The 13,345-nt window shown below is 66.7% G+C and carries 11 protein-coding genes; 8 read left to right on the top strand and 3 right to left on the bottom strand.

Going from position 1 to position 13,345, the window contains the following annotated elements; genetic code table 11:
* Nucleotides 1–69 precede the first annotated feature (69 nt).
* A complete protein-coding gene (locus tag DNX69_RS02110) occupies nt 70–1,209 on the bottom strand; it encodes a patatin-like phospholipase family protein (protein ID WP_110784375.1) in 1,140 nt (379 codons plus the stop codon).
* Nucleotides 1,210–1,523: 314 nt separating this feature from the next.
* Between DNX69_RS02110 and DNX69_RS02115 the strand changes: the two genes are divergently transcribed.
* Nucleotides 1,524–2,057, top strand: a complete 534-nt coding sequence (locus tag DNX69_RS02115) for a hypothetical protein (RefSeq protein ID WP_234826819.1) — start codon at nt 1,524–1,526, stop codon at nt 2,055–2,057.
* 5 nt (nt 2,058–2,062) lie between these two features.
* Here the strand turns inward: DNX69_RS02115 and DNX69_RS02120 are convergent, their stop codons facing one another.
* Complete coding sequence (locus DNX69_RS02120; RefSeq protein WP_110784376.1) at nt 2,063–3,385, bottom strand: caspase family protein; 1,323 nt, start codon at nt 3,383–3,385, stop codon at nt 2,063–2,065.
* 374 nt (nt 3,386–3,759) lie between these two features.
* On the opposite strand from DNX69_RS02120, the gene DNX69_RS02125 reads away from it, so the two are divergent.
* The 3 genes from DNX69_RS02125 to DNX69_RS02135 are packed head-to-tail and all read left to right on the top strand — an operon-like array spanning nt 3,760 to nt 7,420.
* Complete coding sequence (locus DNX69_RS02125) at nt 3,760–6,075, top strand: TonB-dependent siderophore receptor (protein WP_110784377.1); 2,316 nt, start codon at nt 3,760–3,762, stop codon at nt 6,073–6,075.
* Nucleotides 6,072–7,217 carry a PepSY-associated TM helix domain-containing protein gene (locus DNX69_RS02130; protein ID WP_110784378.1) on the top strand — a complete coding sequence of 382 codons (1,146 nt, stop codon included), beginning with the start codon at nt 6,072–6,074 and terminating at the stop codon, nt 7,215–7,217. Before DNX69_RS02125 ends, DNX69_RS02130 begins: the two co-directional genes overlap by 4 nt.
* A complete protein-coding gene (locus DNX69_RS02135) occupies nt 7,214–7,420 on the top strand; it encodes a hypothetical protein (protein WP_110784379.1) in 207 nt (68 codons plus the stop codon). Before DNX69_RS02130 ends, DNX69_RS02135 begins: the two co-directional genes overlap by 4 nt.
* Nucleotides 7,421–7,682: 262 nt before the next feature.
* Here DNX69_RS02135 and DNX69_RS02140 read toward each other — a convergent pair whose 3' ends face one another.
* Entirely contained in the window at nt 7,683–8,600 is a 918-nt protein-coding gene (locus DNX69_RS02140; protein ID WP_165825166.1) for a LysR family transcriptional regulator, read from the bottom strand.
* Between the two features lie 103 nt (nt 8,601–8,703).
* Here DNX69_RS02140 and DNX69_RS02145 point away from each other — a divergent pair, with 103 nt between their 5' ends.
* Genes DNX69_RS02145 through DNX69_RS02160 form a run of 4 tightly spaced genes read left to right on the top strand, consistent with a single transcriptional unit; the run spans nt 8,704 to nt 13,322 of the window.
* Entirely contained in the window at nt 8,704–10,059 is a 1,356-nt protein-coding gene (locus tag DNX69_RS02145; RefSeq protein ID WP_207803103.1) for an acyclic terpene utilization AtuA family protein, read from the top strand.
* Nucleotides 10,052–10,396, top strand: coding sequence for an AtuA-related protein (locus DNX69_RS02150; protein WP_110784381.1), 345 nt, complete (start codon nt 10,052–10,054; stop codon nt 10,394–10,396). Before DNX69_RS02145 ends, DNX69_RS02150 begins: the two co-directional genes overlap by 8 nt.
* Before the next feature lie 41 nt (nt 10,397–10,437).
* Complete coding sequence (locus DNX69_RS02155) at nt 10,438–11,397, top strand: TAXI family TRAP transporter solute-binding subunit (protein ID WP_110784382.1); 960 nt, start codon at nt 10,438–10,440, stop codon at nt 11,395–11,397.
* Nucleotides 11,394–13,322 (top strand): TRAP transporter permease, encoded by a 1,929-nt coding sequence (locus tag DNX69_RS02160; RefSeq protein ID WP_110784383.1) that lies wholly within the window; start codon nt 11,394–11,396, stop codon nt 13,320–13,322. The genes DNX69_RS02155 and DNX69_RS02160 overlap by 4 nt, the downstream gene beginning before the upstream one ends.
* The last annotated feature ends 23 nt before the right edge of the window (nt 13,323–13,345 follow it).

Below are 13,345 nucleotides of genomic sequence, written 5' to 3' on the forward strand. Positions count from 1 at the left end.
TGCTTCTCTCCCGGAAAACGAGGCGACCAGCATCCGTCCGTGCGCTGAGCCGGCACGACCGCCCCGATCTCACACGCCCGATTGCGGATAAGGAAACTGTTTCGGCGCCGGCAACCCGGCATCGACGTGTTTCCGCAGCGCCGCGTCGCACACCGCGTAGCCCCAATTGATCAGCCGATCCTGGGTGACGTCGTCGAGCCGCTTCAGGCGGGTCGCGATCTCGGCGAGCTGCATGGTGCGGATGTGCGGGCACGGCAGCGCGTCGGAGAGCTGATAGTCGGTGATGTCGGTGCGGATGCCCCAATAGGCGCCGCGCCGCACATGCGATTTGAACGAGTCGATCAGTTGCCGCTTGCGCAACGAGCGGACCTGATTGTCGACCAGATTGAGCACACGATAGGAGTGCTGTGCCCAATCGGTCGCCGGCTCTTCCTCGGCAGCGACTTGGCCGCCGGCATCGCTGACCAGCACGGTCGTATAGCGCTTCCACGCCGTCTCGAGCCCGAGATTGTCGTAGACCCCGCCATCGGTCAGAAACACCCGGCTGGTGAACGGCTCGCGTTGCAGATCGTCGCCGGAATTCGGCGTGAATTTGGTCGGATCGAGCCGGAGCTGGAACGGCGACAGTACCGGCGGAAACGCCGACGACGCCGTCACCGCCTGCGCCAACGTCACCGTTGGATTCCGCACTTCGCCGACCCGATAGTCGCGCATATAGGGCTTGGCGAACCGCCACAGCACGCCCGACTGCACATTGGTGGCGTTGATGACGAAGCGCGGCGCGTCCGGCAGATCCTGCAGCGTGGCGCCGTGAAACAGCCCGTTGTCGTAGGCCTTGGCGATCTCGTCGCCGATCGACACGCCGGGCAGCGCGATCCCCCACAGGATCGATCCCGCATCGATGGTTTCGCCCGCGAAGGCGCGCAGCGGCGCCACCACCTCCCCCACGAACTCCGTCGTGGTGCTGCCCGCCGCAAAACTCAATGCCGGCCATTTCAACGCCAGCAGGCCGGCCGTGATCGAACCGCCCGATACGCTGGAAATCCGTTTGACGGTCTTCAGGATGCCGGCTTCGTGCAGCCGCCACAGCACGCCGACATGAAACACCATCGCGCGGTAGCCGCCACCGGACAGGCACAGCGCGATGCCGTCCTCGAGCTTCGGTGCGACGATTTCAGTCGGAACACGTCCTACAGGAGAGTCGGTCATGCCCTTGCCCTCACAAATCGGCTGGACGACCAGTCAGTTCAATTCCCGATGCGGCGCATGACGCGCCGACAATCCAACTATCAATCAAGCAGCAAAATACGACCTATGGTTGAACGCTAGCACCGCTCGATCCTGCTGTAAAGTAATCAGCTGCTAAGTGGCGCGTCGTCAGGTCGGGGTGCAACGCGTACACAAGCTGGACTTGACTGCTACCAGCGCACCGGCAAAGCTGGCAGAGGGAGGATGCGTCATTCTGCGCTTCGGTTCTCGATGCGCAGGCTGCGGATTGGTCCCCGATCGACCGATATCCGATCATGATGATCAGTCCGGAAGGCCGCTCGATGACGACAATCGCGACCCGATCCATCATCCGTGCCGCGCTGCTGTCGGCCACGCTGGCATTCGCCGCATCGCCACACCTCGCCGTCGCCCAATCCGGTAGCGCCGGCGGCAGCATCGGCAACACCGACAAGACGCTGTCCGGCTCCCGCAAGGTCGTCCGCGAGTCCGCCCCGCCGCGCCCGTCCCGCGCCAGCCGGTCCGAGCCCCGCGAGCGGCGCAGCACAAGACGTAGCAGCGGCGGCGGCGACAATTTCGACGGCGCCTGGCTGGTCGCCAGCGTCGGCCGGCCGTGCGGTGCGGCTTCAGAGGCCGTGCTGATCAGCAGCGGACGGATCGTCGGGCAATACACGTCCGGACGGCTCGCCGCGAGCGGACAGGCCACCGGCTCCGGATCGTCCGGCGGGGTGAGCTGGACATCGTCGGGACGGTTCTCCGGCCGTCACGGCTCCGGCACGTTCCGGCGCTCCGACGGCTGCGTCGGCACCTGGACCGCATCCAAGCAGTAGCCCCGTCAGCGGCCGGAGCCGTCGGCACAGACCGCGCCGATGATCCGGCATCCCTTGCCGGACTTCGCGCAGGAGCTCAGCGCCGCGTCCTTGGCGAGTTGCAGGCTCTCGCGGTCGAGCAGCGCCCAAGAGTCGCGCGAGACCGCAAACGCGCCGCAGCGCGAGCCGTAGAAGCTGAGTTCGACGGCGCACGGCGCCGAGCCACAGTTCGAGCGCGCGTCCGTCACCGCAGCCTTGCGGCTGCGATGATTCCAGGAGATGCCCCATTTCTCCTTGTCTGGATCGTAGACGATCGAGCCCCACGGCCGCAGATCGACGGTCTCGCGCAACCGGTCGAGCAGCCCCTCGGTCGCCTCCCCGGTCTGCGGCAGTTCGGCCTTCTGCTGATACTTGGTGATGGCGCGGCGCAGGCCGTTGCTCGGGTCGGGCTGATCGGGATCGAAATTCAGCTCGTACAGCCGCTCGCGCAATTCGCGCAGCTCGACCGCGCCGGTCAGCATTGCCCGGTCGCGGTCGCTCCGCGGCTCGCTCAGCCGCGCCTCCTCGGTCGTGGCCGTCCCGGCCGGCTGCGGCGCGACGAAGTAGAACGTGCCGTCGATCGGCGACGACGACACCCACGGCTGCTGCGCGCCGGCGGTCGCCCGCATCACCGCCAGGCCGACCTGGTTGAAGGTCTGAAAGATGTCGAGCCCGACGCGCCGCACCGTCGCCGACAGCGCACGCGTGTACGGGCTGTGGCCATCCGCGCCATCGAGCGCGACACTGCCGGGCTGGGTCGCATAGGAGATCAGCGTGCCGTCGGGCGCCCGCATCTGCGCCAGCCCGCCTCCGCCGGCGCGCAGCCCGCGCGCGCCGAACGGGTTGTTGCGGCAGGCATCGAGGACCACGATCTTCAGCCGCGTCCCCGCCCCCTGCATCTGCCGCAGCACGACGTTGACGTCGACCATCTGAAAATCGACATCGGCCTCCCGCACCGGATTGGCGGCGACCGGCACCAGATAATTGGCGCCGCCGACCTGGACGCCATGGCCCGCATAATAGAACAGCGCGACGTCGGCGCCCTCGCTCTCCCGACCGAATGCCTGAATCGCGCTGTCGAGCGCTGGCTTGTCGAGATCGAGCCGGGCGCCATCGCCGACCAGATCGAATCCGATCGCGCGCAGCGTGTCCGCCATCAGCGTCGCGTCGTGCTTGGGATTGTCCAGCCGCGCGACGTGCTGATAGCCGGAATTGCCGACCACCAATGCAACACGCTTGTCGGCGGCTGCTGGCGACTGCCACAGCGCCGCCACCACTATCAGCGCAACCCCGGTCGCGATCCGCCCCATGCCAGATCCGTTCAGCCCCGCTTTGAACCGCAGCCTACCCGGATTCCACGACGTGGCAAAAGCCAGTTTCGTCCGCATGTTACCAAGCTCGGCTCTGAGGACGGTCTCTGCAACGTCGTCGAGCGCCGATATCCCCGAGCCGGCAGCGCTTGATTGGAGCGATTCAAAAAGACGAACCGCTCGGCCCGTCGCTGTCGCCACGCACCGCTCGCTTCAATGAAATCAAGGCGATGATCCGCCGTGACGATCACTGCCGCGTTCTGGCTCGATGATCTTCAATCAATTCCAAACTGGCTTCGCGCAATAGCTTTGCAACAGCGTTGATACACGCGGCGGCATTCGAATACTCCCCTGCCTCGACTTGGGGGTGAGCGATGAAGTTCGTCAATGCCGGCGCGAATGCCGGTCGTAATTCTGTGGCCAGCGCACTGTTGCTGCGCAGCGCGTTGATCGCACCATTGGTGTCGATGCCGGCGGCGGCCGTCGCGCAAAGCGCTAAACCGCAAGCAACCGAGCTGCCCGCGGTCGAGGTCGCCGCCCCGGAGGCCAGCCGGCGCCAGGCGCAGCCGGCACGCGACAGAAGCCGCTCCGCGGCAGGCCGTGCGCGACGCCCCGCGCAGCGTGCCGTGCAAGCGCCGCAGCCGGTGCAGCCGGTGCAGCGCGCGGTGTTCGAGCGCGGCACCGATCCGGTTGCCGGCTTCGTGCCGAGCGTCAGCGCCAGCGGCACCAAGACCGACACCAAGCTGATCGAGACGCCGCAGTCGGTCTCCGTGATCAGCCGCGACAATCTCGATGCGCGCGGCATCGACACCGTGGCGCAGGCGCTGCAATACACCGCCGGCGTCGCGGTGCAGACGTTCGGCGGCGATCCCCGCTACGATCAGGCGCGCATCCGCGGCTTCGAGACCAACGGTTTTTCCAATTTCCGCGACGGCCTGCGCGACACCGCCAACGGCTCGGCCTATTTCTCGGTGTTCCGCAACGAACCCTACGGCGTGCAGCGCATCGACGTCGTCAAGGGCCCCAGCTCGGTGATGTACGGCCAGAGCCCGCCCGGCGGCCTGATCGACCTGATCAGCAAGCGCCCAACCGAGCAAGCGTTCGGCGAGGTGGTCGGCCTGATCGGCAGCGCCGACCGGCTGCAGGGGGCATTCGATGTCGGCGGCCCGGTCGACAAGGACAAAACCGTGCTCTATCGGCTCACCGGCGTGCTGCGGGATTCCGACGCGCAGGTCGCGAAGTTCTCCGACAAGATCAAGGACGACCGCGCCTATATCGCGCCGGCGGTGACTTGGCGGCCGACCAACGACACCACCCTGACGATCCTCAGCGACTATCAGCACGACGTCACCGGCATCGCCAGCCCGCTGTCGATCGCAACGGTCCGCGGCGGCAAGGTCGTCAACATGCGCGCGCTGCCGCTGTTTGCCGGCGATCCGTCGTACAACACCTTCGACCAGACCCAGTACCGGATCGGCTATCAGTTCGAGCACCGCTTCAGCGACAATCTGATCGTGCGCTCGCGGGCGCGCTACGGCCACGTCGATCTGGAGTATCGTTCCATTACCCAGGCCGGCACGCCGCTCGACACCCAAACCGTGTTTCCACGGAACGCGCGCCGAGTGCTCGAGAACAGCGACAGCTTCGGCATCGACAACCACGTCATCGCCAAGACCTCGACCGGTCCGCTGCAGCACACCGTGCTGATCGGGACCGATTATCAGGCGTTCAAGCTCGACGGCGAGTCATTCGGTGGCATCGCGCCGTCGCTCAACCTACTCAATCCGATCTACGGCCAGCCGGTGGCGATGCCGACGTTCCGGCTGCAGAGCTACAAGCAGAACCTGAACCAGGCGGGCGTCTATCTGCAGGACCAGATCAAGCTGCAGAACTGGATCCTGACGCTCGGCGGCCGCTACGACGCCGCCCAGCAGACCATCCTCAACCGCCTCACCGGCGTGCCGCAGCCGAACGACGACACCGCCTTCACCAAGCGCGCCGGCCTGACCTACGTGTTCGACAGCGGCCTCGCGCCCTATGTCAGCTATTCCGAATCGTTTCTGCCGACAGGGGGCGTCGATTTCAACTCCAACGCCTTCAAGCCCACCAAAGGGAAGCAATACGAGGGCGGCATCAAGTTCCAGCCGAACCGCGATCTCCTGTTCACAGCCGCGGTGTTCGACCTTACACAGGACAATGTGCTGACTGCCGATCCGAACCATCTGAATTACAACATCCAGACCGGCCAGGTGAATTCGCGCGGCCTGGAGCTGGAGCTGCTGGCCAAGCCAGTGCCGGGACTCAATATTCTGGCGAGCTACACGCTGCAGAATTTAAAGAATACCCAGAGCAACAACGGTGACGTCGGCAAGATGCCGGTGCTGATCCCCCGCCACATGGCGTCGGCCTTCGCCGACTACACCCTGCAGAGCGGACCGCTCGCCGGATGGGGCTTCGGCGCCGGCTTCCGCTACATCGGCGAGTCCTACATGGACACCCTCAATACGCTCACCAACGACGCGTATACGGTGTTCGACGCCGGGCTGCATTATCGCCAGCCGAAGGGCATCAACCTGGCGCTCAACGTCAAGAATATCGCCAACAAGGACAATACAATGTGCACCGCCACCGGCGGCTGCCAGTACATCGCCCCGCGGGTGATCACCGCGACCGCGAGCTATCGCTGGTGACCGGGACACGGAGCTTACGGATCTGGAGCAAGGTCCACACCTGGACCTCGCTGATCAGCATGCTGTTCATGCTGCTGTTGTGCCTCACCGGCCTGCCGCTGATCTTCCATGAGGAGATCGGGGAACTGACCGAAGAGCACTTCGTGCCGCCGAACCAGATGCGCGAGGCACCCGCTGCGCCGGTCGACGACGTTGTCCGGGCCGCGCAAGACTCCCGCCCCGGCGATCATGTACTGTTCGTCAACTGGCGCGACGAACAGCCGGGCGTGGTCGTGGTGACGATGTCGCCGACACCGAAGCCGATGCGCGGGCAATTCTATCGCCTGGTGATGGATGCCCACAGCAAGGCGGTGCTCGGCGAAGAGAAGCCGCAGCGCGGCGTGATGGACATCATCCTGCTGCTGCACAAGAACCTGTTGCTGGAGCTGCCCGGCGAACTGTTCCTCGGTGCGATGGGCCTCGTGCTTGTGGCGTCGATCGTCTCCGGCGTCGTGGTCTATGCGCCGTTCATGCGCAGGCTCGCCTTCGGCACGGTCCGGCAACGTTCGCGGCGGCTGAAATGGCTCGACCTGCACAATCTGTTCGGGATCGTCACCACGGTCTGGCTGTTCGTCGTCGGGATCACCGGCGCGATCAACACGCTGGCGATGCCGATGTACGATTACTGGCGGAGCCAGGAGCTGCCGCCTCTGCTGGCGCCGCACCGCGGCGAGCCGGTGGCGCAGGCATCTTCGCTCGACCAGGCCATCGCGCGGGTCCGCGCTGCGCTACCCGACGGCCGCCTCACCTCGATCACGATGCCGACCGCGGAGAATTTCGGCAGCCCGCGGCATCTGGTGGTGTGGATGAAGGGCGACTCGGCTTTGACGGCGCTGATTGCCACGCCGACGTTGGTCGACGTCGACCAGACCGTACCGGTGCTGGTGCCGCCGATGCCGTGGTACCTGACGCTGCTGCAGATGTCGCGGCCGCTGCATTTCGGCGACTATGGGGGCCTGCCGCTGAAGATCCTCTGGGCCCTGCTCGACCTCGTCTGCATCGTCGTACTGGCCAGCGGCCTGTATCTGTGGATCGCGAAACAGCGCTTCGGCGGCAGCGCCCGCAGCGCCCCGATGCAGCCCGCCGACGTGAGGCCCGCATGACCAGGACCCGTCGAGCGTCTCAGACCACCGCGCAGATCTTCGCCGCCCCGCTCGCAATCGGCGTCATCACCGCCCTCGGCCTGACGACGGCGTTGCTCGGCGATGGGCTGTGGGACTGGATTTCCTGGATCGCGCTCGCACTGCCCGTTGCGGTGGCGGTGGTGTACTGGCGCCTTGGCGCAAAACCAGCCCCGTCTCGATAGAGCCACGGCCCGTCCACACGCACAAAGTCATCGCCCGGCTCGTCCGGGCGACCCAGTATCCCAGAGCGCTGCTGTATTCGTCTCGTGGGGTCGAACAGGCCGAACGCGACCACTTTGGAATACTGGATCCCCGCTTTCGCGGGGATGACGACGCAGAGTGGGGCTACGCCGGTCATGTCATGCATGCGACCGCTCTCCTGGCAGCTCCGACGACTTCACCAATTCACACCCGCCCTCTGCAATTGGCCGCGTCTGGCCGCTGTCAGTCCGGTGGCTTGGCGGCGGTGAACACGCGCTTGTTGGCGGTCGCGAACGCCTTACGCACGGCTTCCAGGAGGAAGCGTGCCTGCGCCGACGGCGTGCGCTCCTTCAACGTCAGTACGCCCATCCGGCGATGGATCGCCGGCTCCTCGAGCGGCCGCACCGCTAACCGGCGTTCGTCGAACATCGCCAGGGTCAGCGCCGGCAGCGCAGTGACGCCGAGGCCGGCCGACACCAGCGTCACTGCCGACAGGATCTGCTCGACCTCGTAGCGCGGCCGGACGGCGATTCCGGCCTGCGCCATCGCCGCGTCCGTGAAGCGGCGCACCGAGGTGGTCGGCAGCAGCGCGATGAACGGATAGTCGGGAAGATCGCTCCATTGCGCGGTCTTGTGCCGCGCCAGCGCGTGGCCGCGTTCGCACACGAGAAAGAACGGATCGGCGCCGAGTTCTTCGTAAGCCAGTTCGGGATACGAGCCGGCCTGGATCGTCACCGCGAAGTCGACCACGCCGTTGCGCAGCAGCGCCACCGCGCGATCCTGCAGCACGTCGTGGACCGCGATGTCGATCTCCGGAAACTGTTTGGCGAAGGCACGTAGCGCGCGCGGCAGTACCGTGGCAGCGACCGACGGCAGAACCGCCAGCGACACCCGGCCGCGCTTGCCGGCGGCGCGCACCGCGATGCCATCGAGCGCGGATTCGAAATCGCGGACCAGATCCTCCGCGACCGCCGCGAGATCGCGGCCGTCTGGAGTGAGTAGTAATGAGCGCGTGGTGCGATCGAACAGCTTGAAGCCGATCTGCGCCTCGATCTTGGCGATGGTGCCGCTCAAGCTCGGCTGCGAAATCCCGAGCTTGTCGGCGGCCTCGCTGAACGAACGCGCGCGGCTCGCGGCGACGAATACCTGCAGCTGTCTCAAAGTTATATTCATAGGTATCGATTATATATCGGACTTTCTTCATCGTTGACACCTATTTTCCTCCACGGCATCGTTGCCGCCGACAAGAACACGAGGAAACGCGATGGGGATGCTGATCGGCGGCGGCGCCGGATTTTCGGGCGACCGTATCGACGCGCCGGTGGCGGTGGTGCGCGACCTGCGCGCGGCGGGGACACGCGCCGCGATCATTTTCGAGACGCTCGGCGAACGCACCCTGGCGCTGGCGCAATTGCGGCGGCGCGAAAACCCGTCGCTCGGTTACGAGCCGAAACTGAAGCCGCTGCTGGAGCCGGTGCTGAAGGACTGCCTCGAAGCCGGCATCACCATCGTCGGCAATTTCGGCGCCGCCAATCCGACGGCCGCCGCGCGACTGATCGCCGATCTCGCCGCCGAGCGCGGCACCAGGGCCAGGATCGGCGTGGTCACCGGCGACGACATGCTCGGCCCTGAGGGCCTTGCGGTCCTGCGCGAAGCCGCCCCGGATCTGCCGCGCGACGATCTACTCGTCTCCGCCAACGTCTATCTCGGCGCCGCGCCGATCGTGCAGGCGCTTGGCGACGGCGCGCAGATCGTCGTCACCGGCCGCGTCGCCGATCCGTCGCTGACGCTCGGCCCGCTGATTCATCATTACGGCTGGGCGTTCGACGACTGGTTGCGGCTCGGCCGCGGCACCATGGCCGGGCACCTGCTCGAATGCGGCGCGCAGGTCAGCGGTGGTTACTTCGCCGATCCCGGCTTTAAGGACGTGCCGATGCCGGAAGACATCGGCTTTCCGATCGCGCAGATCCAGTCGGACGGCGGCTTCGTGATCGGCAAGGCGAAGGGCGGCGGACTGGTCGATCGCCGCACCGTCACCGAGCAATTGCTGTACGAAGTGCATGATCCTGCCGCCTATCTGACGCCGGACGTGGTCGCCGATATCAGCGACGCCAGCGTCACCGAGCTCGGCGGCGACCGGGTGCGGGTCGACGGCGTCCGCGGCCATCGCCGCCCCGATACGCTGAAGGTGACGGTCTGCTACGACGGCGGCTGGCTCGGCGAAGGTGAGATCTCATATTACGGCCCGAACGCGCTGGCGCGGGCGCGGCTCGCCGCCGACGTGGTCCGGCGCCGCGCGCCCGGCAGCCTGAAGATCCGCTGCGACGCGATCGGCGTGCTCAGCGTGCTCGCCGATGACGGCGGCGATGCGTGGTCGATGATGAGCGGCGCCGACCCGCGCGCCGCGCGCGACGTGCGGCTGCGCGTCGCCTTTGCCGGGCCCGACAAGGCCTCGGTCGAGCGCGGGCTGGCCGAAGTGGAATCGCTGTACTGCACCGGCCCCGCGGCCGGCGGCGGCATTCGCCTGGCGATGCGACCGCGGATCGCCGCGACCTCGTGCTACGTACCGCGTGACGCGGTCGCCCCGAGGGTCGAGATCATGGAGGCCGGCCATGCGTGAGCTGCCGCTGCACGCCCTCGCCCACGCCCGCGCCGGCGACAAGGGCGACCGCCTCAACATCTCGCTGATCGCCTACGCGCCGGAACTGTACGAGCTGCTCGCGCGCGAGGTCACCACCGCCGCGGTGGAAGCGATGTTCGCCCACCGCAAGCCGACCGAGATCGCGCGCTACCTGCTGCCGAAGCTGTCGGCGATGAATTTCGTGCTCGACGGCGTGCTCGACGGCGGCGTCACCCAGGCGTTGAATCTGGATTCCCACGGCAAGACGCTCAGCTTCCGCCTGCTCGAGCTGACGATCGCCGTGCCCGACGAGCTCGTGCAATTCGCCAAGACGTAGACCACCACAATCAAAACAAACGAACAAACAGGAGGAACCCCATGCTCAAACGTCTCGCCGTCGCGGCCGCGCTGCTATGCGCCGGCACCACTCTGGCGTCCGCACAGCAGAAACTGCTGATCGGCTCGACCAGTTCGTCGTCGTCGCAATACGGTTACTTCGTCGCGGTGTCGCAGCTGATCAATTCCAAGGTCAAAGGCGTCGACAGCGCCGTGGTCGAGACCGGCGCCACCGTGGACAATCTGCGCCGGCTCGACCGCAAGCAGATCGACCTCGGCCTGGTGACGACGAACACCGGCTATCAGGCATTCGCCGGCAAGGAGTCGTTCGCCGGCAAGCCGGTCGATGTCCGCCTGTTGTGGGTCTACACCGCCGCGCCGCAGAACGTGATCGTGCGCGCCGACAGCGGCGTAGGCTCGCTCGCGGGTCTCGCCGGCAAGAAGTTCAATCCGGGGCTACGCGGCTCCTCGACGGAGAAGACCGCCGAAGCCGTGTTCAAGCTGCTCGGCGTCAATGTCGATGCGGTGCGCGGCTCGACCTCCGACATCGTCGACGCTGTCAAGGACAACCGCGCGATCGGTTACGTCAAGAGCGGCGCCGGCAACAAGCTCGACGGCTCGACCCTCGACATCGCCACCTTCACGCCGATCAAGGTGCTGTCGCTGACCGATGATCAGGCCAAGAAGATCCAGACCGAGATGCCCGATCTCGGCGTCGTGGACGTTCCTGCCGGCGCCGCCGACGGAGTGCCGGCCTACAAGACCTGGAGCTTCGGCCTCGCTGTGGTCGGCCGCGCCGACCTGCCGGAAGACGAGGTCTACAACATCGTCAAGGCGGTGATGGAGGACAGCAGCGTGCAATCCAACGCGCTGGCCGAACTGAAGGGCGCCGACATCGCCAAGATGACGGTGGACTACGGGTCGATCCCGCTGCATCCCGGCGCGGCGAAGTATCTGCGTGAGAAGGGCCTGACGATTCCGCAGCGGATCGCGCCGAAATGACCGGCGAAACCGAACTCAACGAAGAAGGCCGGACGGTGCACAAGCCGTCCGGCGCGCGGGCCTTCGGCGTGCGCTGGCTCTCGGTCGCGCTGTCGCTGTTCGTGCTCTACACCGCGGCGTTCGGGCAGTTCGACAGCCTGATCCAGCGGCCGGTGTTTGCCGCGCTGGTGGTGGCGATCACCGCCCTGCTCTACCCGCTCGGCATCGGCACGCGCTGGCGGCCGATCGGCATCGTGATCGATGCAGCCATCATCGCCGTCGCGGTTGCGGCCAGCGCCTATGTGGCGTTCAACCACGACCGTATCATGGTCGATCTGCCGACCGCCGAATGGTACGACCGCGTCCTCACTTTCGGTTTGGTGTTCGCGGTGCTGGAAACCGCGCGCCGGGCTGTCGGCCTGATCTTTCCGGGAATCGTGATCGCCTCGCTGCTGTACGCGTTGTACGGCCATCATCTCGGCGGTCCGCTGTCGCATCGCGCCTTCGACGCCGACTTCATCACCGAGACTCTGCTGCTCGGCGACCTCGGCATCTGGGGCCTGCTGACCGGCGTCGCCGCCACCACCATCGCCGCCTTCGTGCTGTTCGGCAGCGTGCTGCTGTTCACCGGCGCAGGCCAGACCTTCATGGATCTGGCGGTGCTGCTCGGCGGTCGTTCCCCGGGGGGCGCGGCCAAGATCGCCACCATCGCCTCCGGCCTGTTCGGCACCATCAACGGCAGCGCGGTCGCCAACGCCGCCACCGTCGGCAACTTCACCATTCCGCTGATGCAGCGGCTGAAATATCCGTCGGCCTTCGCCGCGGCGGTCGAGGCGGTCGCCTCCACCGGCGGCCAGATCGCGCCGCCGGTGATGGGCGCCGGCGCGTTCGTGATGGCCGAGATCATCGGCACCAGCTACGCCGGCATCATGCTGGCGGCGATCCTGCCGGCGGTGCTGTTCTATCTCGGCGTGTTTCTCACCATCCACGTCCGCGCCGTCAGCGGCGCTCTGCCCGTGGTGCCGGAGAACGAAATTCCGCAGTGGCGGCGCGTACTCACGTTCGCGCGGGTCGCGCCGATCATTGCCGCGTTCGGCGGTCTGCTCGCCGGCGTGTTCCTCGGCCGCTCGGTGCAGACGTCCGCATTCTGGGGCATCGTCGGCCTGATCGTCACCTACGCGGCGGTGCAGGTGCGCAGCCTCACCGATCTCAAGGCGCTCGGCGTCGTGACACTGGACTCGCTCGCCGATGCCGGCCGCGGCCTGGTGCTGATCGGCGTACTGCTGATCGGCGCGCAGATCCTGGTGGCGATGGTCAACATGACCGGGCTCGGCATTTCGCTGTCGAACCTGATCGCCTCGCTCGCCGGCGAGTCGATGTTCGTGCTGGCGCTGCTGGTCGCGCTGATCTGCCTCGTGCTCGGTATGGGCATCCCGACCACCGCGGCCTATGTGCTGGTCGCGGCGGTGCTGGCACCGGCGCTGATCAAGGCCGGCTCCGGCACCCTGGTGGCGCACATGTTCGTGTTCTACTTCGCCACCATCTCGGTGATCACCCCGCCGGTCTGCGTCGCGGTGTTCGTCGCCGCCGGCATCGCCAAGACGCCGTGGCTGCCGGTCGGCATCGGGGCCTGCAAGATAGCCGCGGTGACCTACGTCGTGCCGTTCCTGTTCCTGATGTACCCGGGCATGCTCGGCGCCGGCGGAGCACTGGCGATCGCGGATGCGACGATCTCCGGCATCCTGTTCGTGGTCGCGTTTGCGCTGCTGTTCGGCGGCGCGCGCATCACCGGGCTGCGGGCGCTCGACGTCGTCGCCACGGTGGCGATGGCCGGGCTGGCGATCGCGCCGTATCGGATCGGCCTCGTCGCCTCGGTGCTGGTCGGGATCGGATTGTGGTGGGCGTGGCGCAAGCGCAGTGCCGGCAATCGGCCGGCGCTGGCGTGAACGCAAGTCGGCGGGCCGGCGCG

This window comes from Rhodopseudomonas palustris (assembly GCF_003226555.1).
Taxonomy (GTDB): domain Bacteria; phylum Pseudomonadota; class Alphaproteobacteria; order Rhizobiales; family Xanthobacteraceae; genus Rhodopseudomonas; species Rhodopseudomonas palustris_I.

Bases quoted from the DNA above. Each gene is read 5' to 3' on its own strand.
- DNX69_RS02110 (WP_110784375.1), bottom strand. From the start codon at position 1,209: ATGACCGACTCTCCTGTAGGACGTGTTCCGACTGAAATCGTCGCACCG.
- DNX69_RS02115 (WP_234826819.1), top strand. From the start codon at position 1,524: ATGATGATCAGTCCGGAAGGCCGCTCGATGACGACAATCGCGACCCGA.
- DNX69_RS02120 (WP_110784376.1), bottom strand. From the start codon at position 3,385: ATGGGGCGGATCGCGACCGGGGTTGCGCTGATAGTGGTGGCGGCGCTG.
- DNX69_RS02125 (WP_110784377.1), top strand. From the start codon at position 3,760: ATGAAGTTCGTCAATGCCGGCGCGAATGCCGGTCGTAATTCTGTGGCC.
- DNX69_RS02135 (WP_110784379.1), top strand. From the start codon at position 7,214: ATGACCAGGACCCGTCGAGCGTCTCAGACCACCGCGCAGATCTTCGCC.
- DNX69_RS02145 (WP_207803103.1), top strand. From the start codon at position 8,704: ATGGGGATGCTGATCGGCGGCGGCGCCGGATTTTCGGGCGACCGTATC.
- DNX69_RS02150 (WP_110784381.1), top strand. From the start codon at position 10,052: ATGCGTGAGCTGCCGCTGCACGCCCTCGCCCACGCCCGCGCCGGCGAC.
- DNX69_RS02155 (WP_110784382.1), top strand. From the start codon at position 10,438: ATGCTCAAACGTCTCGCCGTCGCGGCCGCGCTGCTATGCGCCGGCACC.
- DNX69_RS02160 (WP_110784383.1), top strand. From the start codon at position 11,394: ATGACCGGCGAAACCGAACTCAACGAAGAAGGCCGGACGGTGCACAAG.